This is a genomic window from Methylobacterium mesophilicum SR1.6/6 (assembly GCF_000364445.2).
Taxonomy (GTDB): domain Bacteria; phylum Pseudomonadota; class Alphaproteobacteria; order Rhizobiales; family Beijerinckiaceae; genus Methylobacterium; species Methylobacterium mesophilicum_A.
Window position 1 is genome coordinate 135,598 of sequence record NZ_CP043538.1, and the last position, 19,777, is coordinate 155,374.

General features: G+C 68.8%; 18 protein-coding genes. 13 read left to right on the forward strand and 5 right to left on the reverse strand.

Annotated features, from left to right (window positions below; genetic code table 11):
- The first annotated feature begins 134 nt into the window (after positions 1–134).
- Complete coding sequence (locus MMSR116_RS00650) at positions 135–2,108, forward strand: aconitate hydratase (protein ID WP_010685761.1); 1,974 nt, start codon at positions 135–137, stop codon at positions 2,106–2,108.
- A 162-nt stretch (positions 2,109–2,270) separates the two neighbouring features.
- Positions 2,271–3,296, forward strand: coding sequence for a TRAP transporter substrate-binding protein DctP (gene dctP, locus MMSR116_RS00655; protein WP_010685762.1), 1,026 nt, complete (start codon positions 2,271–2,273; stop codon positions 3,294–3,296).
- A gap of 526 nt (positions 3,297–3,822) precedes the next feature.
- Here dctP and MMSR116_RS00660 read toward each other — a convergent pair.
- The 4 genes from MMSR116_RS00660 to MMSR116_RS00675 form a co-directional block, all read right to left on the reverse strand.
- The gene (locus MMSR116_RS00660) at positions 3,823–4,335 is read right to left on the reverse strand and encodes a c-type cytochrome (RefSeq protein WP_010685763.1); all 513 of its coding nucleotides are present in this window, start codon (positions 4,333–4,335) and stop codon (positions 3,823–3,825) included.
- Positions 4,336–4,485: 150 nt separating this feature from the next.
- Positions 4,486–5,565 (reverse strand): acyl-CoA dehydrogenase family protein, encoded by a 1,080-nt coding sequence (locus tag MMSR116_RS00665; protein ID WP_039894141.1) that lies wholly within the window; start codon positions 5,563–5,565, stop codon positions 4,486–4,488.
- 169 nt (positions 5,566–5,734) lie between these two features.
- Positions 5,735–6,754 (reverse strand): dicarboxylate transporter/tellurite-resistance protein TehA, encoded by a 1,020-nt coding sequence (gene tehA, locus MMSR116_RS00670; protein WP_083920287.1) that lies wholly within the window; start codon positions 6,752–6,754, stop codon positions 5,735–5,737.
- 1 nt (position 6,755) lies between these two features.
- Entirely contained in the window at positions 6,756–8,147 is a 1,392-nt protein-coding gene (locus tag MMSR116_RS00675; RefSeq protein WP_039894142.1) for a PLP-dependent aminotransferase family protein, read from the reverse strand.
- A 219-nt stretch (positions 8,148–8,366) separates the two neighbouring features.
- Here MMSR116_RS00675 and MMSR116_RS00680 point away from each other — a divergent pair, with 219 nt between their 5' ends.
- The 10 genes from MMSR116_RS00680 to MMSR116_RS00725 all read left to right on the forward strand — a co-directional run bounded on the left by MMSR116_RS00680 (position 8,367) and on the right by MMSR116_RS00725 (position 17,352).
- A complete protein-coding gene (locus tag MMSR116_RS00680; RefSeq protein WP_010685767.1) occupies positions 8,367–8,744 on the forward strand; it encodes a DUF983 domain-containing protein in 378 nt (125 codons plus the stop codon).
- Positions 8,745–8,843: 99 nt separating this feature from the next.
- On the forward strand, positions 8,844–10,070 hold the full coding sequence (gene hemA, locus MMSR116_RS00685; RefSeq protein ID WP_010685768.1) for a 5-aminolevulinate synthase: 1,227 nt from the start codon (positions 8,844–8,846) through the stop codon (positions 10,068–10,070).
- 43 nt (positions 10,071–10,113) lie between these two features.
- Complete coding sequence (locus MMSR116_RS00690; RefSeq protein ID WP_010685769.1) at positions 10,114–11,532, forward strand: cytochrome ubiquinol oxidase subunit I; 1,419 nt, start codon at positions 10,114–10,116, stop codon at positions 11,530–11,532.
- A gap of 10 nt (positions 11,533–11,542) precedes the next feature.
- Positions 11,543–12,550 (forward strand): cytochrome d ubiquinol oxidase subunit II, encoded by a 1,008-nt coding sequence (cydB, locus tag MMSR116_RS00695; protein ID WP_010685770.1) that lies wholly within the window; start codon positions 11,543–11,545, stop codon positions 12,548–12,550.
- Positions 12,550–12,687 (forward strand): DUF2474 domain-containing protein, encoded by a 138-nt coding sequence (locus MMSR116_RS00700; protein WP_003603371.1) that lies wholly within the window; start codon positions 12,550–12,552, stop codon positions 12,685–12,687. Before cydB ends, MMSR116_RS00700 begins: the two co-directional genes overlap by 1 nt.
- A 49-nt stretch (positions 12,688–12,736) precedes the next feature.
- Positions 12,737–13,693 (forward strand): carbon-nitrogen hydrolase family protein, encoded by a 957-nt coding sequence (locus MMSR116_RS00705; RefSeq protein ID WP_010685771.1) that lies wholly within the window; start codon positions 12,737–12,739, stop codon positions 13,691–13,693.
- A 51-nt stretch (positions 13,694–13,744) separates the two neighbouring features.
- On the forward strand, positions 13,745–14,674 hold the full coding sequence (locus MMSR116_RS00710) for an oxidoreductase FAD/NAD(P)-binding domain protein (protein WP_010685772.1): 930 nt from the start codon (positions 13,745–13,747) through the stop codon (positions 14,672–14,674).
- Positions 14,675–14,739: 65 nt separating this feature from the next.
- Positions 14,740–16,542, forward strand: coding sequence for an NADPH-dependent assimilatory sulfite reductase hemoprotein subunit (locus MMSR116_RS00715; RefSeq protein ID WP_010685773.1), 1,803 nt, complete (start codon positions 14,740–14,742; stop codon positions 16,540–16,542).
- A 144-nt stretch (positions 16,543–16,686) separates the two neighbouring features.
- Positions 16,687–16,845, forward strand: coding sequence for a hypothetical protein (locus MMSR116_RS00720; RefSeq protein WP_003603363.1), 159 nt, complete (start codon positions 16,687–16,689; stop codon positions 16,843–16,845).
- 105 nt (positions 16,846–16,950) lie between these two features.
- On the forward strand, positions 16,951–17,352 hold the full coding sequence (locus tag MMSR116_RS00725; protein ID WP_010685775.1) for a DUF983 domain-containing protein: 402 nt from the start codon (positions 16,951–16,953) through the stop codon (positions 17,350–17,352).
- A gap of 69 nt (positions 17,353–17,421) precedes the next feature.
- Here MMSR116_RS00725 and MMSR116_RS00730 read toward each other — a convergent pair whose 3' ends face one another.
- A complete protein-coding gene (locus MMSR116_RS00730) occupies positions 17,422–18,861 on the reverse strand; it encodes a PLP-dependent aminotransferase family protein (protein ID WP_039894180.1) in 1,440 nt (479 codons plus the stop codon).
- Between the two features lie 363 nt (positions 18,862–19,224).
- Between MMSR116_RS00730 and MMSR116_RS00735 the strand changes: the two genes are divergently transcribed.
- Entirely contained in the window at positions 19,225–19,707 is a 483-nt protein-coding gene (locus tag MMSR116_RS00735) for an MSMEG_0572/Sll0783 family nitrogen starvation response protein (RefSeq protein WP_010685777.1), read from the forward strand.
- Positions 19,708–19,777: the final 70 nt, after the last annotated feature.

Below are 19,777 nucleotides of genomic sequence, written 5' to 3' on the forward strand. Positions count from 1 at the left end.
AGGTAGCTAGGAATACGGCGCCCCGGTCCAAGCCGGACAATACTGTTGGACCGGGACGCTTAGACGCGACGACAAGACGGGAGCCCGGGTCAGCGCCCGGTGGCCCGCGACACGGATCACGAGGGAGGCCCCCGATGGCGTTGAACCTGACGCAGAAGCTCGTCCAGTCCCACCTCGCTGAGGGCGACCTCACCCCGGGCGGCGAGATCGCTCTCAAGATCGACCAAACCCTCCTGCAGGACGTGCTCGGCGGTCTCGTCATGCTCGAGCTGGAGGCGATGGGCGTCGACCGCGTCAAGGTCGGTCTCGCGGCGCAGTACATCGATCACAACCTCGTCCAGAACGATCAGCTGAACGCCGACGAGCATATGTTCCTGCGCTCTGCCTGCCGGCGGTTTGGTGTCTGGTACTCGCGACCGGGCAACGGCATCAGCCACCCCGTCCACATGCAGAGCTTCGGCAAGCCCGGCCAGACGTTGGTCGGCTCCGACAGCCACACCCCCGCGGCCGGCTCGCTCGGTATGCTGGCCTTCGGAGCCGGCGGCGTCGAGGTGGCGCTCGCCATGGCGGGAGAGCCCCTGCAATTGCGCATGCCCCGGGTCTGGGGCGTGAAGATCACCGGCGCGCTGCCCGACTGGGTGAGCGCCAAGGACGTGATCCTGACGCTGCTTGGGCGCCATGGGGTAGAGGGCGGGTTCGGCCGGATCATCGAGTATTACGGGCCGGGCCTAGAGGGCCTGACCGCGATGGATCGGCACGTCATTGCCAACATGGGCGCCGAGATGGGGGCCACCACGAGCGTGTTCCCCTCCGACGCGTCGACCAAGACCTTCCTCGAAGGTGTCGGGCGCGGCGGCGACTGGACACCACTCGCAGCCGATGACGGTGCGATCTACGACGATCACGACGAGGTCGACCTGTCGTCACTCGTGCCGATGATCGCCAAGCCGTCCAGCCCCAGCAACGTCGTGCCCGTCTCGGAGGTCGCCGGCACTGAGATCTACCAAGCCTATATCGGTTCCTCGGCCAATCCGGGGTTTCGTGATTTCGCCGTGGCGGCCGCTATTGTGAAGGGCCGCACGGCCCACGACCGGGTGTCGTTCGACATCAATCCCTCGACCCGGGTCGTGCTGGAGACGCTGATCCGGGACGGCCAGCTCTCCGACCTGATTCACGCCGGCGCCCGGGTCCATCAGGCCGGCTGCAACGGCTGCATCGGCATGGGCCAGGCCCCGGCCTCGGGGCGCAACTCCCTGCGGACTGTGCCGCGCAACTTCCCCGGCCGCTCTGGCACCCGCGAGGACAGCGTGTTCCTGTGCTCCCCGGAGACGGCCGCGGCCTCGGCGCTCTCCGGCGTCATCACCGATCCGCGCACGCTCGACATGCCCTATCCGCGGATCGTGGCACCCGCGATGGCGCCGGGCAACACCACGATGCTGGTCGCCCCCCTGCCGGAGCCGGAGGCTCGAGCGGTCCGGCTGGAGAAGTCGGAGAACATCACAACCTTGCCCGACCTCGGCAAGCTTGGCGCCGACATCCGCGTGCCGGTGATGCTCAAGACCGGCGACGACATCTCCACCGATGACATCATGCCGGCGGGCGCCCGGGTGATGCCCTACTGGTCGAACATCCCGAAGACCAGCGAATTCACCTTCGAGCCGATCGACGACACCTATCCGAAGCGGGCGAAGCAGGGTGGCCGGGAGCGTGCCGGCCACGCCATCGTCGGCGGTCTGAACTATGGCCAGGGCTCGAGCCGCGAGAACGCCGCGCTCGCCCCGCGCTACCTTGGGCTGGAGACGGTGCTGGCCAAGAGCTTCGCCCGGATCCACTGGCAGAACCTCGTGAATTTCGGCGTCCTGCCGCTGACCTTCCAGGACCCGTCCGACTACGACCGGTTGGAACTCGGCGACACGGTGGAGATCGCCGGTGTCGCCGACGCACTGGCGGCGGGCCGGGAGATCACCGCGACGGTCCGCGGCGGCAAGGCGAAGATGCAGCTGCGGCACGATCTGTCGCCGCGGCAGATCGAGATCCTGCTCGCGGGCGGGGTGATCAACTGGCTGCGCGGGCGCATCCAGGCGGAGCCCACCCGCACCGTCGCCTGAGATTCGTCGATCAGGCCGGCGAGCAACACCCGTGAGGCGCGTGCCGCAGACATTGGCACCCGGCCGGGGTCAGGTTCCGCCCGGCCAGTCGCTCCAGAACCCGAGATCGAACAAGTCTATCGGTGACAGGCCTCACCGTTGCGGAAAGATAGAGGACTCAGAATGATTGTCACACGCCGCAACCTGCTCGGCTCGGCGGCGCTCGGCGCCGGCCTGATCACCAGCCCGGCCGTGCTACGGGCACAGGCGCCGAAGGTGCTGCGCATCTCGCACCAGTTCCCCGGCGGCACCCTGGAGCACGGTGACGCCCGCGACCGCATCTGCCGCCGCTTCGGCCAGGAGCTCGAGAGGCGCACCGGCGGCAGCCTGACGGTGCATGTCTATCCGGGTTCCTCGCTGGTGAAGACACTCGCGCAGTTCAGCGCCGTGCGCAAAGGAGCCGTCGACATGAGCCTCGTGCCGCTCTCCTACGCGGGCGGCGAAGTGCCGGAGGCCAACATCGCCCTTATGCCGGCCCTTGTGACGAACTACGATCAGGCCGCCCAGTGGCGCACCGCCCCGGTCGGAGAACGGCTTGCCAAGACGCTCAACGACAAGGGCGTGATGATCGTGACCTGGGTCTGGCAATCGGGAGCCGTCGCCTCGCGTGTCCACCCCATCCTGGTGCCCTCTGACGTGAAGGGCGTGAAGATCCGCGGCGGCGGCCGCGAGATGGACCTCGTGTTCCAGGCCTCCGGCGCCATCGTCTCCACCATGCCGTCGAGCGAGATGTATATCGGCATGCAGACCGGCGCGCTGGAAGCGGCGGTGAGCGCCTCCACCAGCCTGATCTCGTTCCGTCTCGACGAGCTGACCAAGAACCTCACCGCCGGCCGGGGGCGCTCCTTCTGGTTCATCCTGGAGCCGCTGATCATCTCCAAGGCGACGTTCGAGGCCCTAACGCCGGAGCAGCAGAGGGCTGTTCAGGAGATCGGCCAGGAGTTGGAGGCCTTCTCCTTCGCGGCCGCCAAGACGGACGACGAAGAGATCACCAAGATCTACGCCGCCCGCGGCGCCAAGATCCACGATCTCACGGCCGATCATATTCAGAAATGGCGTGAGGCGGCCCGCGACACGGCCTGGAAGGATTTCGCCGGCAAGAACGCCTCGTGCGCCGAGCTTCTCAAGCTCGCAGAGCAGGTTCAGTGAGGCGCGCTCGGATGCCACGCCGCCTTATGGGGCGGCGCGTAAGCGCTGTCCGACGCTCGCCCCGACGTCTGCCGGGATTTGTGAGCGCGGCATCGTCTCATTGAATACCGATACGCGGTAGGACCGAAGGGGGCCTCCAAAGCCTTCCGCGGCGGCCTGCAGCGCGGTCGTCAAGTTGCATGTCCGCTCAAGCCGCAGGTCTGCTTTCGGGATGTCTGCGCTTCAACCAAGATGACCGGGTTGGGCGCAAAGCCGAACGGCTGCTTTTGCGCTGATCGGCGATCCAGCATGGCGCAATTTGGCCGACAGCAGACTGACTGCTTCGGAGAACCTCCGTCGCGATAGCGGACAAGCTTCTACTGAGCCAACTTTACCCTTCAAGGCGCCTTCGTAGAGGCCCAGAAGCATTCGACCGCCAAGCTATCATTCTGGTCATAATACGCTCAGGCTGATTTGCCCGGGTTGAAGGGCGGCAAAAGCTCATGGATCACTCGACCCAGCAACGAGCTTGGGGAACACCTTAGGATCATTGTCGCGATGGGACCGACTCGGCGCCGCGTCCACCATCCGTCTGCGTCTGCAGGTATGTGATGACATCCGCCCGGTCGAGCGGGTCCTGAAGCCCGCGAAAACTCATGCTTGTGCCCGGCGCGAGCTTCGCAGGCGCGGCAAGCCAAACGTCCAACCTATCGGGAGTCCAGACGCCGCCCAATGACCGGAGCGCCCCGGTGTAGCCGAAGCGCTTGCTGTTGGTGGCGACGGGCTTGCCAATCACGTTGTAGAGACCGGGACCATCTCGGTCGCCGGCCCCCATCCTGACCGTGTGGCAAGCGGCGCACTGGCCGAACAGGCGGCCGCCCCGCTGCGCGTCGGCCACCCGCATGAAGTCGCCGAAGCTCGGGGTGTCGCCCAGGGAACGGCGACGCTCCTGGCCATCATCCGAGCAGGCCGCAACGAGGAAGGGCAGCGCGAGCAGCACGGTGCGCAAGCCGAGGGAGGAAGGACGGAAAGGGCGCCTCACCCATCCAATTATAAGCATGTGCGGCACGGGGCGGGCGGAAGGCGGTCCTGGATGCGGCCCAGTGTCGTGATACGGCTCGAACGCACTCGAACGAAGTGCCGCAGCCGCGGCCTCGACACCGCGGCTGCGTACCGGGGCTGAAGGCGGGACCGACCACGCCCGGGCATGTCAGGCGGCCTTGGCGAGTTCGGCGGCGATGTGCTTCGCCGACGGGGTCACGATGGCGACGAACTGCGCCTCGCGCAGGCGGCGGAAGGCCTCAGATCCTTCCTGGTAGCCGCGGGCCCCTAGTTGCAGCATCGCGGCCTGCGCCGCCTCCAGCGCCAGCCAGGATACGTCGAGGCGCAGACGCAGCACGTCGAGGAAGGCCGCGCGGGACGGGTCTTCCTGGCGCCCTGCCAGCGTGGCGATCTGCCCTCGTAAGGCGTCCACGCGCTCCTCCACCGCCTCCGGACCGAGCGGCAGGGCGGATGCCTGCTGCCGCCCCCGGTCGTCCGCCCGCATCAAGTCAGCGGCCCCGCGGGCAAGTCCCAGTCCCATACCGGTCTGTAGAAGGATGAAACCGTTGCGGATGCGCGGCACGAAGGATGCCGCGTCGGGCGCGACCACGTCCGAGTCGGGCACGAAGGCGCCGCGCACCGTCACCGTGTAGGTGCCGGTGCCTTCCAGCGCCACGAAGCGCGTGTTAGCCTTCAACTCCACGGTCTCCGTACCCGCGGTCAAGACGGCCATGACCCGGGTACCGTCCTCCAGCGCGAAGAGGGCGACGAACCGGTGCCCCGGCGCGAGGTTCGAGACCCAGGCCAGCCGCCCGCGCACCCGGTATCCGCCCGACACCCTGGTGCCGGACAGGGCCAAGGGTTCGATGCCGGAAACGGCCTTCATCGCGTTCGACAAGCCTGTCCCGCCAAGCCGGGTTCCGCTCGCCACCGCGGCGAGCTCATTCCCTGTCCTGGGCTCGGCACTGCGCGCGAGGCACCAGACCAGCGCATCCTGGCACCAAGTGCAGAAGGCCGTCGAAAGACACGCGGTTGCGACCTCGCTCATGGCATCGACCGCCCGCAGCAGTCCCGCGGCGGTTCTGTCCACATGCTGCTCGAAGGCTCCGGCGGAGCCGAGCCTGCGCAGCACCGCCTCCGGATAGGCCCCGGCGTCGATGGCCTTGACCTGCGGCCACACATCCGTCCGGACGATCTCGGCGAGGTTTGCGAGCGTACCGGCTCCGGAGGATGCCGCTGTCGAGTTCATCGTTTCGCTTGGGGCATCACGGCTCTCGCGACCCACGCTTGGAGTGAACAGATCGGTCACGGGGATGTCTCCACAGGGTTGCCCTTGGTGGGGGCGAGGTGTCCGTATTCCGCTGGGCCGAAAGGGCGGTTCCGGGTTGGATGGACGGCGGTGGCCATCCGGGGGAAATTCAGAGAGGTCGGACAGGCAGGAGCTTGCCGCGCAACAGGAGGCTCAAGGTCCTGAGCGCGATCCATCCGATGATCAGGTTGGCTGCCGCGAACAACGGGACGGCGAGGGACGCGCTCGGCCCTTCCAGTCCTCGCTCCGTCAGGCGCAACGCGGCGAGCGGAAGAGCCGAGACGCCGAACGTGTAAGCCCAGGCCGCCGGCGAGAACGGCTGCTGCCGCAGCCACGGCACCAACCGTACCATGACCAGGGCGTGCAGCAGGGCGTAGCCGAACAAGATCTGGGCCAGCCGGTCGGGGGGGCCGTCGGTGACCGCCAGGTAGGCGACGCAGGCCACCGCGGGCGGCGCCAGGTGCAGCCCGAGCGAGGCCCGCAACGATACCGGCAGGGTCTGCAGGATCAGCCGGTGGATGACGACCGATTCGAGCGTCAGCCATGAGAGGAGTCCAGCCCCGAAGAAGAGCAGTCCGAGTTCCTTCATGCCGAAGGCGGCGCAGGTGATGGCCGCCACGAAGCCCCCGCCGACCGTGGGCATGTAGAGGATCGGCGTCGTCGCCTCGAAGGCGCGGTCGCCCATCCAGAGTCCTCCCACGCCCCAGACGGCGAAGAGGGTCGTGCCGACAAGCCCCGTGAGAGCCATCGCCCAGGCGGCGCCCGGCCAGTGCGGCGCGAGGCCGACGCTCGCGATCATGGTGGCGACGGGAGCCAGCGAGGCGAAGAACGACGACGTCGGATCGCGCACCTCGACCAAAACAATGTCCCGGTCGTTCAACCACCGAGCGGCGTAGAAGACCAGCCACGCCGCCCAGACCGCCACGCCGAGGAGGGAGAGCGCCTCGCCGACCCAGGCGGGTGCCAGTCCGAGGCGAGCCAGGGCGCGCCAGCCGTTGCCCAGGCCGCAGAGCCCCAGGACCATCCCGAAGAAGGTGGCCGGTACCCTGGTCCGCCGAAGCCAGGTGAAGTCCCGCCGGAGCTTGGCCGAGCTTTCGTCCTCGCCGGATGCGCTCGCCGCGTCCGCCATGTCAGACGATCGTGGAGATCGCGCCGGGCGGATGCGACAGGAGCGTCGCCAGCAGGCTGAGACCGTACCGCAGGGTCTCGGCGTCGGGGGCAGCGCCCAGGGAGACGCGGATGGCTTCCGGAGCGGGTCCGACCGCGAAGGCGTCGCTCAGGATGACCGACAACCCGAGCTGACGCGCATGCGCCCCGAACTCGCCGCGACACCACGGATCGGGCAGCCGGAGCCACAGGTGATGCCCGCAGGAGTGGGCCCGGACATCGAGCCCGCGCAGGGCCTCGCGCGCGACCGCCTGCCGGAGGCCGTTCTCCTGCCGGATGGACGCGACGACCGCGTCGAGTTCCCCGTCCGCGATCCACTGCGAGGCGAGCGCGGCCGTGAGCGGCGCGGCCATCATGTTGATGGCCCGCAGTTCGGCGGCGAGCCGCACCGCCTCGTTGGTCCCCGGTACCGCCACGTATGCGATGCGCAGGCCCGGGCTGACGCACTTGGACAGGGTCGCCACGTGCCAGGTGATGTCCGCGGCCAGGGCCCCGATCGGAGCGGGAGCGTCGGGCGGCAGCGCGCCGTAGGCGTCGTCCTCGATGATCGCGACCCCGTGCGCGCGGGCGATCTCGGCGATCCGCGCACGGCGCGTTGCCGGCAGCGTCGCAGTCGTCGGGTTGTCGAGCGTCGGCACCACGTACAGGGCCCGGGGGCGCGCGACCTTGCAGCTGTCCAGGAACGCGTCCGGGTCGAGACCCTCTGCGTCGCAGGTCACCGGCACGAGGCGGACGCCGCGGCGTTCGGCGGCCATGCGCAGTCCGGGGTAAGTGAGCGACGGGACGCAGAGTGCGTCGCCCGACTTGAGAATGGCGGCGAGCACGGCGGCGAGCACCACCTGGGCGCCGCCGGCCACGAGGACGCGCTGCACCGGAAGCGGCCCGAGCCGCCGGCCGAGCCACTGCGCCGCCGCGGCGCGGTCGGCCATGTTCCCTGCGCTGTCCTGGTACTGCATCCGGTCGAGGAAGCCCGGCGAACGGGTCAGCCGCGACAGGCCCGCCTCCATACGCCCGGCCAGACGCGCCGCGACCGGCTGGGGCGGCATGTTCATGCTGAAGTCGACGCTTCCGGAGGGGTCCGGCCTGCGCACCTCCGCAGCCGCCGGCGCGGCTCCGCGAACGAAGCTGCCCCGTCCGGCGGTGGCATCGATCAAGCCCGTCCTGCGCGCCTCGTTGAAGGCGCGCGTGACGGTGGTGAGGTCGACGTTGAGGTGCTTGGCCAGGACACGCTGCGGCGGCAGGCGCACGCCCGGCGGGAGCCGTCCGGCGCGGATGTCGTCGGCCAGGGCCTTGACGATGGCCAGATATTTCGGCCCTGCGTCGCCGGCGATTGTCGGGCTCCAGAATTCCATCATTGACCCCTGTTCTCGCATTGGTGTATGCATACATCAATCATACAGACAAGGCGAGACGTAGCTTTGTCTGGGATGTCGCCTTTGAAGCAGCCAGCTTCCACCACGAATGTATGGATATTTAAGCCATACATTTGGTGCGCGCAAGGCGCACCTTCAGGCCGCCGGATGGCGAGCGGTTCGGGAACGTGAACGATGCAAAGGACGACCGATCAATCCCTCATGTCAGTCGGCCTGCGGTGCCGCTGCCCACGCTGCGGTCAGGGTCGCCTGTTCGACGGCTTCATCACCCTGAGGCCGCGCTGCGAGGCCTGCGGCCTCGATTACAGCTTCGCCGACCCGGCGGACGGGCCGGCCTTCTTCATCATGATGACGATGGCCTTCCCGGTCACCGCCTTCGGGATCTGGCTGGAGCTCGCCTACGACCCGCCGCTCTGGGTCCATGCGGTCGTGACGCTGCCGCTGCTCCTCTTGGCCTGCGTGCCGATCATCCGGCCGCTGAAGGGACTCTTCATCGCCAGCCAGTACATCCACAAGGCCGAGGAGGGACGCTTCGCGGTCCCGAAGGCGCCCATCGTCGGTCCCACGACCAGGGACTGACCGCGCCGCCCCCGCGCGCTCCCGGGTGGATGCGCGCCGGCGGCATCGCCCGCCCCCGGGCTTGCCGTGACTTCATCCGACCTGACGAGGACCGGGACGATGCTACCCTATTCCGACGTGTTCGAGGCCTCCCTCCGGAAGCTGCGCGGGGACGGCCGCTACCGGACGTTCATCGAGCTTGAGCGCAATGTCGGCACGTTCCCGACCGCCGTCTGGAGGCATCCGGACGGCAGCCGCCGGCCGGTCACGGTCTGGTGCAGCAACGACTACCTCGGGATGGGACACAGCCCTGAGGTCCTCGGCGCCATGCACGAGGCCCTGGACCGCTACGGCGCCGGCGCGGGTGGCACCCGCAACATCTCCGGCACGGCGCACGAGCACGTGCTGCTGGAGCGCGACCTGGCCGACCTCCACGGCAAGGAGGCCGCCCTCCTGTTCACCTCTGGCTACGTCTCGAATCTCGCGGCGCTGAGCGTTCTAGGCCAGGTGCTGCCGGGCAGCGTGATCCTGTCGGACGCCGGCAACCACAACTCGATGATCGAGGGCATCCGCCGCGCGGGAACCGAGAAGGCGATCTTCCCGCACAACGACGTCGCCGCGCTCGATGCCATGCTGTCCCGGTACGAGCCCGGCCGGCCGAAGATCGTGGCCTTCGAGAGCGTCTACAGCATGGACGGCGACGTGGCGCCCATCGCCGAGATCTGCGACGTCGCGGAGCGCCATGGGGCGCTCACCTACCTCGACGAGGTGCACGCGGTCGGGATGTACGGCCCGCACGGCGCCGGCATCGCCGAGCGCGAGGGCGTCGCCCATCGCGTCACCTTGATCGAGGCGACGCTCGGCAAGGCGTTCGGCGTCATGGGCGGCTACGTCGCCGGACCATCCACGGTCGTCGACGTCATCCGCAGCCACGCGGCCGGCTTCATCTTCACGACCTCGCTGTGCCCGCACCTGGCCGCCGGCGCGCGGGCGGCGGTGCGGCACCTCAGGGTCAGCCAGGCGGAACGGGCGGCGCAACAGCGGAACGCGGCGACCCTGATGGCGATGCTGCGCAAGGCCGGCCTGCCGGTCCTGCCGAGCCAGAGCCACATCCTGCCGGTGATGGTCGGCGACGCCCACCTCTGCCGGCGGATCAGCGAGGAGCTGCTGGAGCGCCACGGCATCTACGTCCAGCCCATTAACTACCCGACCGTGCCGCGCGGCGGCGAGCGGCTGCGGATCACCCCGACGCCGCTCCACACCGAGGAGCATATGCGGGCGCTCGTGGGGGCGCTCGTCGAGATTCGCACACGGCTGGGCTGGGACGAGGTCTCGCTGGCCGCGTGACCGTGGCTCCCGGCCTCATCGACAGTTGCAACAGGTGACCGACATGCTGGCGAACGTTGACGCCCTGCTGCTCGCAAGGTGGCAGTTCGGGTTCACGGTGGCCTTCCACATCGTGTTCCCGGCTTTCTCCATCGGCCTCGCCAGCTACCTTGCTGTGCTGGAGGGGCTCTGGCTGGCCACCGGACGGCAGGTGTTCATCGACCTGTTCCGGTACTGGATCAAGATCTTCGCCATCGGCTTCGCCATGGGCGTCGTGTCCGGGCTGGTCATGTCCTACCAGTTCGGCACGAACTGGTCGGTCTACGCCGACAAGACCGGGCCCGTGCTCGGCCCGCTGATGGCCTACGAGGTGCTCTCGGCCTTCTTCCTGGAGGCCGGCTTCCTCGGCGTCATGCTGTTCGGCATGAGCAAGGTCGGGCCGCGGCTGCACTTCCTCGCCACCCTGATGGTGGCCATCGGGACCTTCTTCTCGGCATTCTGGATCCTGTCCGTAAACTCCTGGATGCAGACGCCGCAGGGTCACACGGTCAACGCGGCCGGCCAGTTCGTGCCGGCCGACTGGTGGGCCATCGTCTTCAACCCCTCGTTCCCGTACCGCCTCGTCCACATGGTCCTGGCCGCCTACCTGACCACCGCGCTCGTCGTCGGCGCGGTCGGCGCCTGGCACCTGCTGCGCGACCGCGCCAACGAGGGCGCGCGGACGATGTTCTCGATGGCGATGTGGATGCTCGCCGTCGTCGCGCCAATCCAGATTCTCGCCGGCGACGCCCACGGCCTGAACACGCTGGAGCACCAGCCGGCCAAGGTCATGGCGATGGAAGGCCACTTCCAGAGCCACCCCGACGGCGCGCCGCTCATCCTGTTCGGCCTGCCCGACCAAGCGGCCGGCACGGTGCGGTATGCCGTCGAGGTGCCGAAGCTGTCCTCGCTGATCCTGAAGCACGGCCTCAACGAGCCCCTGAAGGGTCTCGACAGCGTGCCGCGGGAGAACTGGCCGCCGGTGCCCGTGGTGTTCTGGTCCTTCCGGGTGATGGTCAGCCTCGGGATGCTGATGCTCCTGCTGGGCTGCCTCAGCCTGCTCGCCCGCTTCAAGGGCAAGCTCTACCAGTGGGCGGCGCTGCACCGCTTCGCCCTTGCCATGGGCCCGGCCGGCTTCGTCGCCGTGGTGGCCGGCTGGATCACCACCGAGGTCGGGCGCCAGCCCTTCACTGTCTACGGACTCCTGCGCACGGCGGAGTCGGCCTCGCCCCTCCACGCGCCCGCCGTCGCCGCGTCGCTCACCGCCTTCGTGCTGGTCTACTTCGCCGTGTTCGGCATGGGTATCCTCTACATCCTGCACCTCATGGCGAAGTCCCCGCACCGGGGTGAGCACGGGATCGAGCCCGGGGCGCCGATCCGCACCGCTGGCATCACGCCCGCACCGTCGGTCGACCTCGACCGCACCCTCCACCCGGCCGAGTAAGGAGCCCGTCATGCTCGCCAACATCGACCTGACGGTCGTCTGGGCGCTCATCATCGCCTTCGCGGTCTTCGCCTACATCGTGATGGACGGATTCGACCTTGGCATCGGCATCCTGTTCCCGGCCTTCCGGCCGGGTCACGAGCGCGACACGGCGATGAACTCCATCGCGCCGGTCTGGGACGGCAACGAGACCTGGCTGGTGCTCGGCGGCGGTGGCCTGTTCGCGGTCTTCCCGCTGGCTTACGCGGTGATCATGCCGGCGCTCTACGCGCCGATCATCGCGATGCTGCTCGGGCTGATCTTCCGCGGCGTCGCCTTCGAGTTCCGCTGGCGCGACCCGCGCCACCGGGCGCTCTGGGACGTCGCCTTCACCGGAGGCTCGGTCGTGGCGGCGCTCGCCCAGGGCATCACCCTCGGCGCCCTGCTGCAGGGCATCAAGGTGGAGGGGCGCGCCTATGCGGGCGGCTGGTGGGACTGGCTCACGCCGTTCAGCCTGCTCGTCGGGTTCGGCATCATCTGCGGCTACGCCCTGCTCGGCGCCACCTGGCTGGTGATGCGGACGGAGGGGAGCCTCCAGGAGCGGTCGCGCACCTTCTCGCTCTGGCTCGGCGCGGCCACGGTCGCTGTGATCGCCGTCGTCAGCGCGGCGACGCCGTTCCTGGAGGGCAAGTATTGGGAGCGCTGGTTCTCGATGCCGAGCGTGCTGCTCACCGCCCAGGTGCCGCTCCTCGTCGCGGTGGCGTCGTTCCTGTTCTTCCGCCTGCTGCGCGGCGGGGCGGAGAGTACGCCGTTCCTGCTGGCGCTCGGCCTGTTCCTGCTGTCCTTCGTCGGGCTGGGGATCAGCATCTTCCCCGACGTCGTGCCGGGCCGGATCACGATTTGGGAGGCGGCGGCACCGCATTCGAGCCAGGTCTTCCTGCTCGTGGGCGCGTCCGTCCTGATCCCGGTCATCCTGGCCTACACGGCCTACTCGTACTGGGTCTTCCGCGGGAAGGTCGACGCGGCGGGGTATCACTGATGGGCACCACCTCCGCTCCCCGACACCCCGCACCCCTGTGGCGCCGCCTCGTGTGGTTCGCCTCCCTGTGGGCCGGCAGCGTCCTCTCGCTCGGGGTCGTCGCCGGCATCCTGAGGACCTGGCTGAAGGCGGGCTGACGCCCGTCCCTCGACCCTGGCCGCCCTCAAACCCAAAGTTGGACCATCCATGTCGTCGAAGCCCGTTGTCACGGCCGCCGTTGTGCAAGCCGGGTCGATCCTGTTCGACACCGCTCGGACGTTGGACAAGCTCGCGGACCTCGCCAGCGACGCCTCGGCCCGCGGAGCCGACCTGGCGGTGTTCCCCGAGGCCTTCGTCGGCGGCTACCCGAAGGGGCTCGACTTCGGCGCGACGGTCGGCTCCCGCACGCCGGCGGGCCGGGACGACTTCCTGCGCTATCACGCGAGCGCCATCGACGTTCCGGGACCGGCGACCGAGGCCATCGCCACCGTCGCCCGTGCCAGCAAGCTGCACCTCGTCGTCGGCGTGATCGAGCGGTCCGGCGGCACCCTCTACTGCAGCGCCCTGACGTTCGGGCCCGACGGCGCCCTACTGGCACACCGCCGCAAGCTGATGCCCACCGCCTCGGAGCGGCTCGTGTGGGGCTTCGGCGACGGCTCGACGCTCGATGTCGCCCGCACGCCCCTCGGCCGGATCGGGACCGCGATCTGCTGGGAGAACTACATGCCGCTCCTGCGCACGGCTCTGTACGCCAAGGGCGTCGAGATCTACTGCGCGCCCACGGTCGACGACCGCGCCACGTGGCTGCCGACGATGCAGACCATCGCCCTGGAGGGCCGGTGCTTCGTCCTGTCCGCCAGCCAGTACCTCCTCCGGAAGGACTGCCCGGCCGAGTACGACGCCGTTCAGGGGAGCGACCCGGGTACGGTCCTCATCCGGGGCGGCTCGTGCATCGTGGGACCCCTCGGGAACGTCCTGGTCGAGCCCGACTTCGCGGGCGAGAGCGTGCGCCTCGCCGAACTGGACCGGGCGGACATCGTCCGCGGCAAGTTCGATTTCGACGTGGTCGGCCACTACGCGCGCCCGGACATCTTCAGCCTCGGCGTGAAAGAGCGGCCGCTCGATCCCGTCACGGCGACCGGCCCCGGCGCCCGCGAGGCCTAGCCCTAGGCGCCAAGGCCCCCGACCAAATCCGCGCAACCGAGAGCGGCAACGATGACGACACGGCTCCTGCCCCGCCACGCCCCCTTCGAGAGCGACGCCCTTGTCGCGCTCGACCAGGTGCTGGCGGCCGCATCCCGGGAACAGCGCACGTGGCTCTCGGACTACCTGGTGGCCGGCGGCAACCCTCCGGGCCAGGGCACGAGGGATGCGGACGTGTCCGTCGGAGAGGTCGTCGAGTACGTCAACCTCAACTCGTCCCGCTCGGACCGGACGACGATGCACGTGGCGGTCGCCTTTCCCGCCGGCGCACCGCCCTACGGGCCGGAATCGGTCATCGACCTCATCGGCATTGACGGCGCGAGCATGCCCGCGCGGGTCCTGCCGGTCGCATCCTCACGCAGGGAGGTCGCCGGCGAGGTGCACGCGGTGATGCCGGTCGGCGCCGGTGACGCCACCATCGCGGAGCGCATCCGCCTCGGCTCGCAGGTGACGGTCAGGATCCGGGAGGAGGCCGGGTTCCGCTTGCCGGCCGAGCCGGGGACCGACGTCATCATGATCGGCGTCGAGGCGGGGGTGGCCCCGTACCGGGCGCTCACCCAGGAGCGGCGCGCGCTCGGGGCCGGCGGCCGGTCATGGCTGTTCTTCGGCGGCCGGCGCTTCACCCACGACTTCCTCTACCAACTCGAATGGCAGGCCGCGCTCGCGGACCGGTCCCTGACCCGGATGGATGTCGCCTTCTCCCACGACCAGCCAGAGCGGCTCGGCGTCGAGGACCGTCTCCTCGACCGGCGGGAAGAGCTCGTCGCGTGGATCGAGAGCGGCGCGAGCCTCTCCATCTGCGCCGCCCCGGACAGCGCGGAACGAGCCCGCTCCGCGCTTGTGAAGGCCATCGCCGACGTCAGGGCCTGCTCGACGGACGTGGCCGGCGGCCTCGTCGCGGAAATGGCGCGCCAGGGCCGCTTCAGCGAGCGGCATTCCTAGGGACCGGCTCCGGCCGCGCCCGTCCTTCGCGACCCAACCGACGCTTCTCCAACTTGGTAAGATCCATGAGCGACGACGACCTTCAGGTCCTTCCGCCGAACTCCGCCAACGCCGGCACGGGTGACCTCATCCAGGCCGAGCGCGACCAGCTCTCGCGCAACGAGCACATCAAGGAAGCCAGCGGGTACCTGCGTGGCAAGCTCGCCGAGGCGCTCCTGATGCCCGCGAGCGGCGCCGTCTCCGACGACGACGGCCAGCTCGTCAAGTTCCACGGCATGTACCTCCAGGACGACCGGGACCTCAGGCCCGAGCGGATGCGCAAGAAGCTCGACCGCGCCTACGCCTTCATGATTCGGCTGCGGATTCCGGGCGGCGTGCTCACCTCCCAGCAGTGGCTCGTTCTCGACGAGATCGCCCGCTCCTATGCCAACGGCTCGTTGCGGGCGACGACGCGGCAGACCTTCCAGTACCACGGCGTCATCAAGTCGAACCTCAAGCGCACGATGAAGGCCATCGACGGGGCGTTGCTCGACACCATCGCGGCCTGTGGGGACGTCAACCGCAACGTGCTCTCGGCTTCCAACCCCTACCAATCCGAGGCGCACGCGGCCGCCTACGACCTCGCCAAGGCCATCTCGGACCACCTGCTGCCTAGGACGGGCGCTTGGCGCGAGATCTGGCTCGATGGCGAGAAGGTGGTCGGGGGCGAGGACGAGACGGTCGAGCCGATCTACGGCAAAACCTACCTGCCCCGGAAGTTCAAGGTGGTCGTCGCCGTGCCGCCGTCGAACGACGTCGACATCTTCGCGCACGACCTCGGCTTCATCGCCATCCTCGACGAGGCCGGCGATCTGGCGGGCTGGAACGTCACGGTCGGCGGCGGCATGGGCATGACCCATGGCGAGGCCGACACCTTCCCGCGCACCGCCGAGGTGATGTGCTTCTGCGAGCCGGGGGACGCCCTGAAGGTGGCCGAGGCGGTGATGACGGTCCAGCGCGACTGGGGCAACCGCAAGAGCCGCAAGAACGCCCGCCTGAAGTACACCATCGAGCGGTTCGGCCTCGACGCCTTCCGTGCCGAGGTCGAGCGGCGCGTCGGCAAGGGCTTTGCCGAACCGAGGCCCTTCAAGTTCGAGAACAACGGCGACCGCTACGGCTGGACCGAGGGCGAGGACGGGCGTCACCACCTCACCTTGTTCATCCAGAACGGGCGGGTGCGGGATTTCGAGGGAGGGCCACAGCTCCTGACCGGCCTGCGTCACATCGCCGAGGTCCACCAGGGCGAGTTCCGCCTGACGGCCAACCAGAACGTGCTCGTCGCGAACGTCCCTGCCGGGAAGCGCGCCGAGATCGAGGCGCTCGTGGCCGAGCACGGCCTGACCGCCCATGCCGGCACCCTCCGTCGCAACAGCATGGCCTGCGTGGCGCTGCCGACCTGCGGCCTCGCCCTTGCCGAGAGCGAACGCTACCTGCCGACGCTCATCGACGAGTTGGAGGCCTGCCTGGCCGGGCATGGTCTCGCGGAGGACGAGATCACGATCCGCATGACGGGCTGCCCGAATGGCTGCGCGCGTCCCTACATCGCCGAGATCGGCCTCGTGGGTAAGGGACCGGAGCGCTACAACCTCTATCTCGGCGCCGCCTTTGACGGGTCGCGTCTGGGCAAGCTCTACGCCGAGGATGTCCACGCCTCCGCCATCGTCGCGACGCTCGACCCGCTCCTGGGCGCCTACAAGGCTGAGCGGGGCGCCGGCGAACGTTTTGGGGACTTCCTGGTGCGCGCTGGGCACGTGGCCCGCACGACGAACGGGCCGGATTTCCATGAGCGAACAGGAGCCCTGCTCGGTGCCACCGCACATGCGGGATAGCCTTTGGCCTTGCCCGGTCCTTCCGAGGATTGGTCGGGCCAGGCATCCGCGCCGCGCCCGAAGGACATTTCCTCGGCAACGTCTCACGACGACCCGAAGGACGGGCTAGGCCTACCCGACAGTTCGGAGCGAGATGGTGAAAGGATGAAGTTCGCACTCGCACAGGGGGCTACCCTCGCGGTGACCCTGCTCTCCATCGCGGCCGCGCGGTTCCTGACGTCCGCCGGCTTCGAGCATGCCGCACGGGACTGCTTTCTTGCCGCGGCCTACGCGACCGCCATTACGCTGTCCGTCGCCCGCTGAGGCGTGGGCAGGCTGCGGCAGGGACCCCGAGGAGAGGCCGCGATCCACGCGATGTTGCGCATCGCTGCCGGCGCTGGCGCGTTGCACCCTCGAAGAGGAGTCCGCATGGCCGAACCGTCTTATGCCGCGCAGTCACCTATCGGGGTGGCAATGCGAAGCCGGTGCCCGCGTTGCGGGCGAGGCCACCTGTTCAGCGGCTTCCTCAAGCTTGCCCCCCGCTGCGACGCGTGTGGCCTCGACTATTCCTTTGCCGATCCTGCCGACGGCCCGGCCTTCTTCGTGATGATGACGGCCGCGGTGCCCGCGACCGCGTTCGGGATCTGGCTCGAACTCACCTACTCGCCCCCTCTGTGGGTGCATGCCGTCGCGACGCTGCCTATCGTGCTGATTGCCTGCACGCTGCCGCTTCGGTTCTTCAAGGGCTGGCTCGTCGCCGAGCAGTACATCCGCAAAGCCGAGGAAGGTCGCATCGCTCGCCCCGAAGCGTCGGCACGCGATCCAACCTAGCCCGAGGAGAATAGAGGACCACTGCACGAAGTAAGACCTTCCTGACCATCCAGCTCTTGGGAGCGTGGCTCAGATGTAGGTCGAGGCGAGGGCCGGTGAGCCTTCGAGGGCGTGGGCGAGCACTTCCAGGCCGTGCGTGATCTGCTGCCGTGTCGATGGGCCGCCGAGGCAGAGCCGCACCGCTTCCGGGGGCGTACCAGCCACGCAGAACGGGTCGCTGCCGACCACGCCGAGCCCCGCCGCCCGGCCCTGGCTGGCAAAGGCCGAGCGCGTCCAGCCCTCCGGCAGCGTGATCCAGACGTGGAAGCCGTGCGGATCGGCGGTGTAGGTCTCGGCCGGAAGCAGCGAGGCCACGATGCGCTGGCGCGCGGCCGCCTCCTCGCGGACGAACTGGACGATGGCATCCGCCGTGCCATCCATGATCCAGCGCGTCGTCAGGGCCGTCGAGATCGGCGAGGCCATGACGGTCGCGGCCCGTAGCGCACCCGCGAGCGGCAGGGCGGACCGAGCGCTCGGGGCGACCAGGAACGCGAGGCGAAGCCCGGCGCCCAGGCACTTGGCCACCCCTGCCACGTAGTAGGTGATCTCGGGTGCGAGTTCGGCGAAGCTCGGTGGCGGTGCCGGGCATATGCGCGCGTAAGCGTCGTCCTCGATGATGCTGACGGCGTAGCGCCGCGCCACCGCGATGATGGCCTCCCGCCGCGTGCGGGACAGGGTCGCGGTAGTGGGGTTCTGCAGCAGCGGGTTCAGGTAGATCGCCTTCGGCGCGACCTTGGTGCAGGCGGCCGCGAAGGCGTCGGGGTCGACCCCATGCCGGTCCATGGGTAGGTCGACGAGGCGCAGCCCCAGATGGGCGGCGAGCGCGCGGATACCCGGGTAGGTGATGCGCTCGGCGCAGATGGCGTCTCCCGGCCGGGCCACCTGGCCGAGCACGCTGAACAGGGCGCTGTGGGCGCCAGGGCAGATCAGGAGGCGCTCCCGCGTCGCCTCGACCCCACGACCCTTCAGCCATCGCAGTGCCGCTTCCTTGTCGTCGTCGGTCCCGCCGAAGCCCTGGTAACGCAGAAGGTTGGCCAGATCGCCGGAGAGTTCCGCGAAGGAGGCTTGCATGCGCGCCCGCAGGGCCGGTGCGTCGGGCTCGGGCGGAAGGTTCATGGTGAAGTCGACCGGTCCGACCCGCTGCGACCGCGCAGGGACACCCGCCTGCGCGGCACGCGCCGGATCGACCACGAAGGTTCCCTGGCCGACGCGTCCCTCGATCAGGCCGCGCTTATGGCCCTCGACATAGCCGCGGGATACCGTCGTGAAGTTCAGGTCGAGGGCCTCGGCCAGCGCCCGCTGGGTCGGCAGGCGCGTGCCGGGCGTCAGGCGCCCCGTCCGTATGTCATCCGCCAGCGCCTCCGCGATAGCCAGGTAATGCGGCTTGCCCCAGCGCTTCAGGTCCGGCGTCCAGGCCACGGCCATGACGTCCTGGGGGCTCGTTGGCCCTTCTCTCTTCGTCGCCTTCATCAGCTCCACGCCTGCACCATCGATATGCGATCAATATTTGATTGTATGGCTAGCAAGCGTCGTACCGCGCGAGCATCTCTGACGATCCGCTCACGATATCCATACAATACGAGCAATCGCTGACTTTCGAACGTGCACCCCATGATCACACGATGCGCAGGCAATGCACTGGAAACGGGCGCCTTCCACTTGAGCGTTCAAGATCGGAGCTCGGTCTTTTGATCGCATAATTGTATGCATCTAACTTCGGCTCATTGACCGACCCATTGATTGCCGCGTGCTTGGCACACCGCTTGCCATGAAGGTCCCGTGACCGCTCGCAGCCCTGCCTGCCGCGGCCCCATCCTTCAAGGAGCGAGCCCAATGCCTGCCGTGAACCGTGAAGCCCACAAGAAGGGCGACTTCCTGGTCGACTACGAAGAAAAGGTCTTCGAGGACGTGAAGGCCGAGCCGGGCCAGAAGGCGCTGGTAACCTTCCACACTGTCGCTTTCGAAGGCTCCATCGGCCTCGTGAATCTGCTCCAGGCCACCCGCTTGCAGCGAAAGGGCTTCGACACCTCCATCCTGCTCTACGGCCCGGGCATCACGCTCGGCGTGCAGCGCGGCTTCCCCCGGCTCGGCGACGAGGCCTTCCCGGGACACCTCAACTTCAACAACCAGCTTGAGAAGTTCATGGCCGAAGGCGGCAAGGTCTACGCCTGCCGGTTCTCGACCCAGGCGCTGTACGGCCACGGCGAGGCGGCTTTCATCGAGGGCATCCGCATGATCAACCCCCTCGACGTGCTCGACTGCATCCTCCTGCACAAGCGCGACAACGCGGTGATCATCGACACCTGGACTGTCTGAGCGAGCCTTCGGGTCCGCCGACCGGGACGTCGCATCCGGCGGCCGCGCACGACGCGGCCGCAGTCACAGC

What these genes read in the sequence shown, in the direction of transcription:
- MMSR116_RS00650 (WP_010685761.1), top strand. Translation starts at nt 135, where the DNA reads ATGGCGTTGAACCTGACGCAGAAGCTCGTCCAGTCCCACCTCGCTGAG.
- dctP (WP_010685762.1), top strand. Translation starts at nt 2,271, where the DNA reads ATGATTGTCACACGCCGCAACCTGCTCGGCTCGGCGGCGCTCGGCGCC.
- MMSR116_RS00660 (WP_010685763.1), bottom strand. Translation starts at nt 4,335, where the DNA reads ATGCTTATAATTGGATGGGTGAGGCGCCCTTTCCGTCCTTCCTCCCTC.
- MMSR116_RS00665 (WP_039894141.1), bottom strand. Translation starts at nt 5,565, where the DNA reads ATGAACTCGACAGCGGCATCCTCCGGAGCCGGTACGCTCGCAAACCTC.
- tehA (WP_083920287.1), bottom strand. Translation starts at nt 6,754, where the DNA reads ATGGCGGACGCGGCGAGCGCATCCGGCGAGGACGAAAGCTCGGCCAAG.
- MMSR116_RS00675 (WP_039894142.1), bottom strand. Translation starts at nt 8,147, where the DNA reads ATGATGGAATTCTGGAGCCCGACAATCGCCGGCGACGCAGGGCCGAAA.
- MMSR116_RS00680 (WP_010685767.1), top strand. Translation starts at nt 8,367, where the DNA reads ATGTCAGTCGGCCTGCGGTGCCGCTGCCCACGCTGCGGTCAGGGTCGC.
- hemA (WP_010685768.1), top strand. Translation starts at nt 8,844, where the DNA reads ATGCTACCCTATTCCGACGTGTTCGAGGCCTCCCTCCGGAAGCTGCGC.
- MMSR116_RS00690 (WP_010685769.1), top strand. Translation starts at nt 10,114, where the DNA reads ATGCTGGCGAACGTTGACGCCCTGCTGCTCGCAAGGTGGCAGTTCGGG.
- cydB (WP_010685770.1), top strand. Translation starts at nt 11,543, where the DNA reads ATGCTCGCCAACATCGACCTGACGGTCGTCTGGGCGCTCATCATCGCC.
- MMSR116_RS00700 (WP_003603371.1), top strand. Translation starts at nt 12,550, where the DNA reads ATGGGCACCACCTCCGCTCCCCGACACCCCGCACCCCTGTGGCGCCGC.
- MMSR116_RS00705 (WP_010685771.1), top strand. Translation starts at nt 12,737, where the DNA reads ATGTCGTCGAAGCCCGTTGTCACGGCCGCCGTTGTGCAAGCCGGGTCG.
- MMSR116_RS00710 (WP_010685772.1), top strand. Translation starts at nt 13,745, where the DNA reads ATGACGACACGGCTCCTGCCCCGCCACGCCCCCTTCGAGAGCGACGCC.
- MMSR116_RS00715 (WP_010685773.1), top strand. Translation starts at nt 14,740, where the DNA reads ATGAGCGACGACGACCTTCAGGTCCTTCCGCCGAACTCCGCCAACGCC.
- MMSR116_RS00720 (WP_003603363.1), top strand. Translation starts at nt 16,687, where the DNA reads ATGAAGTTCGCACTCGCACAGGGGGCTACCCTCGCGGTGACCCTGCTC.
- MMSR116_RS00725 (WP_010685775.1), top strand. Translation starts at nt 16,951, where the DNA reads ATGGCCGAACCGTCTTATGCCGCGCAGTCACCTATCGGGGTGGCAATG.
- MMSR116_RS00730 (WP_039894180.1), bottom strand. Translation starts at nt 18,861, where the DNA reads ATGAAGGCGACGAAGAGAGAAGGGCCAACGAGCCCCCAGGACGTCATG.
- MMSR116_RS00735 (WP_010685777.1), top strand. Translation starts at nt 19,225, where the DNA reads ATGCCTGCCGTGAACCGTGAAGCCCACAAGAAGGGCGACTTCCTGGTC.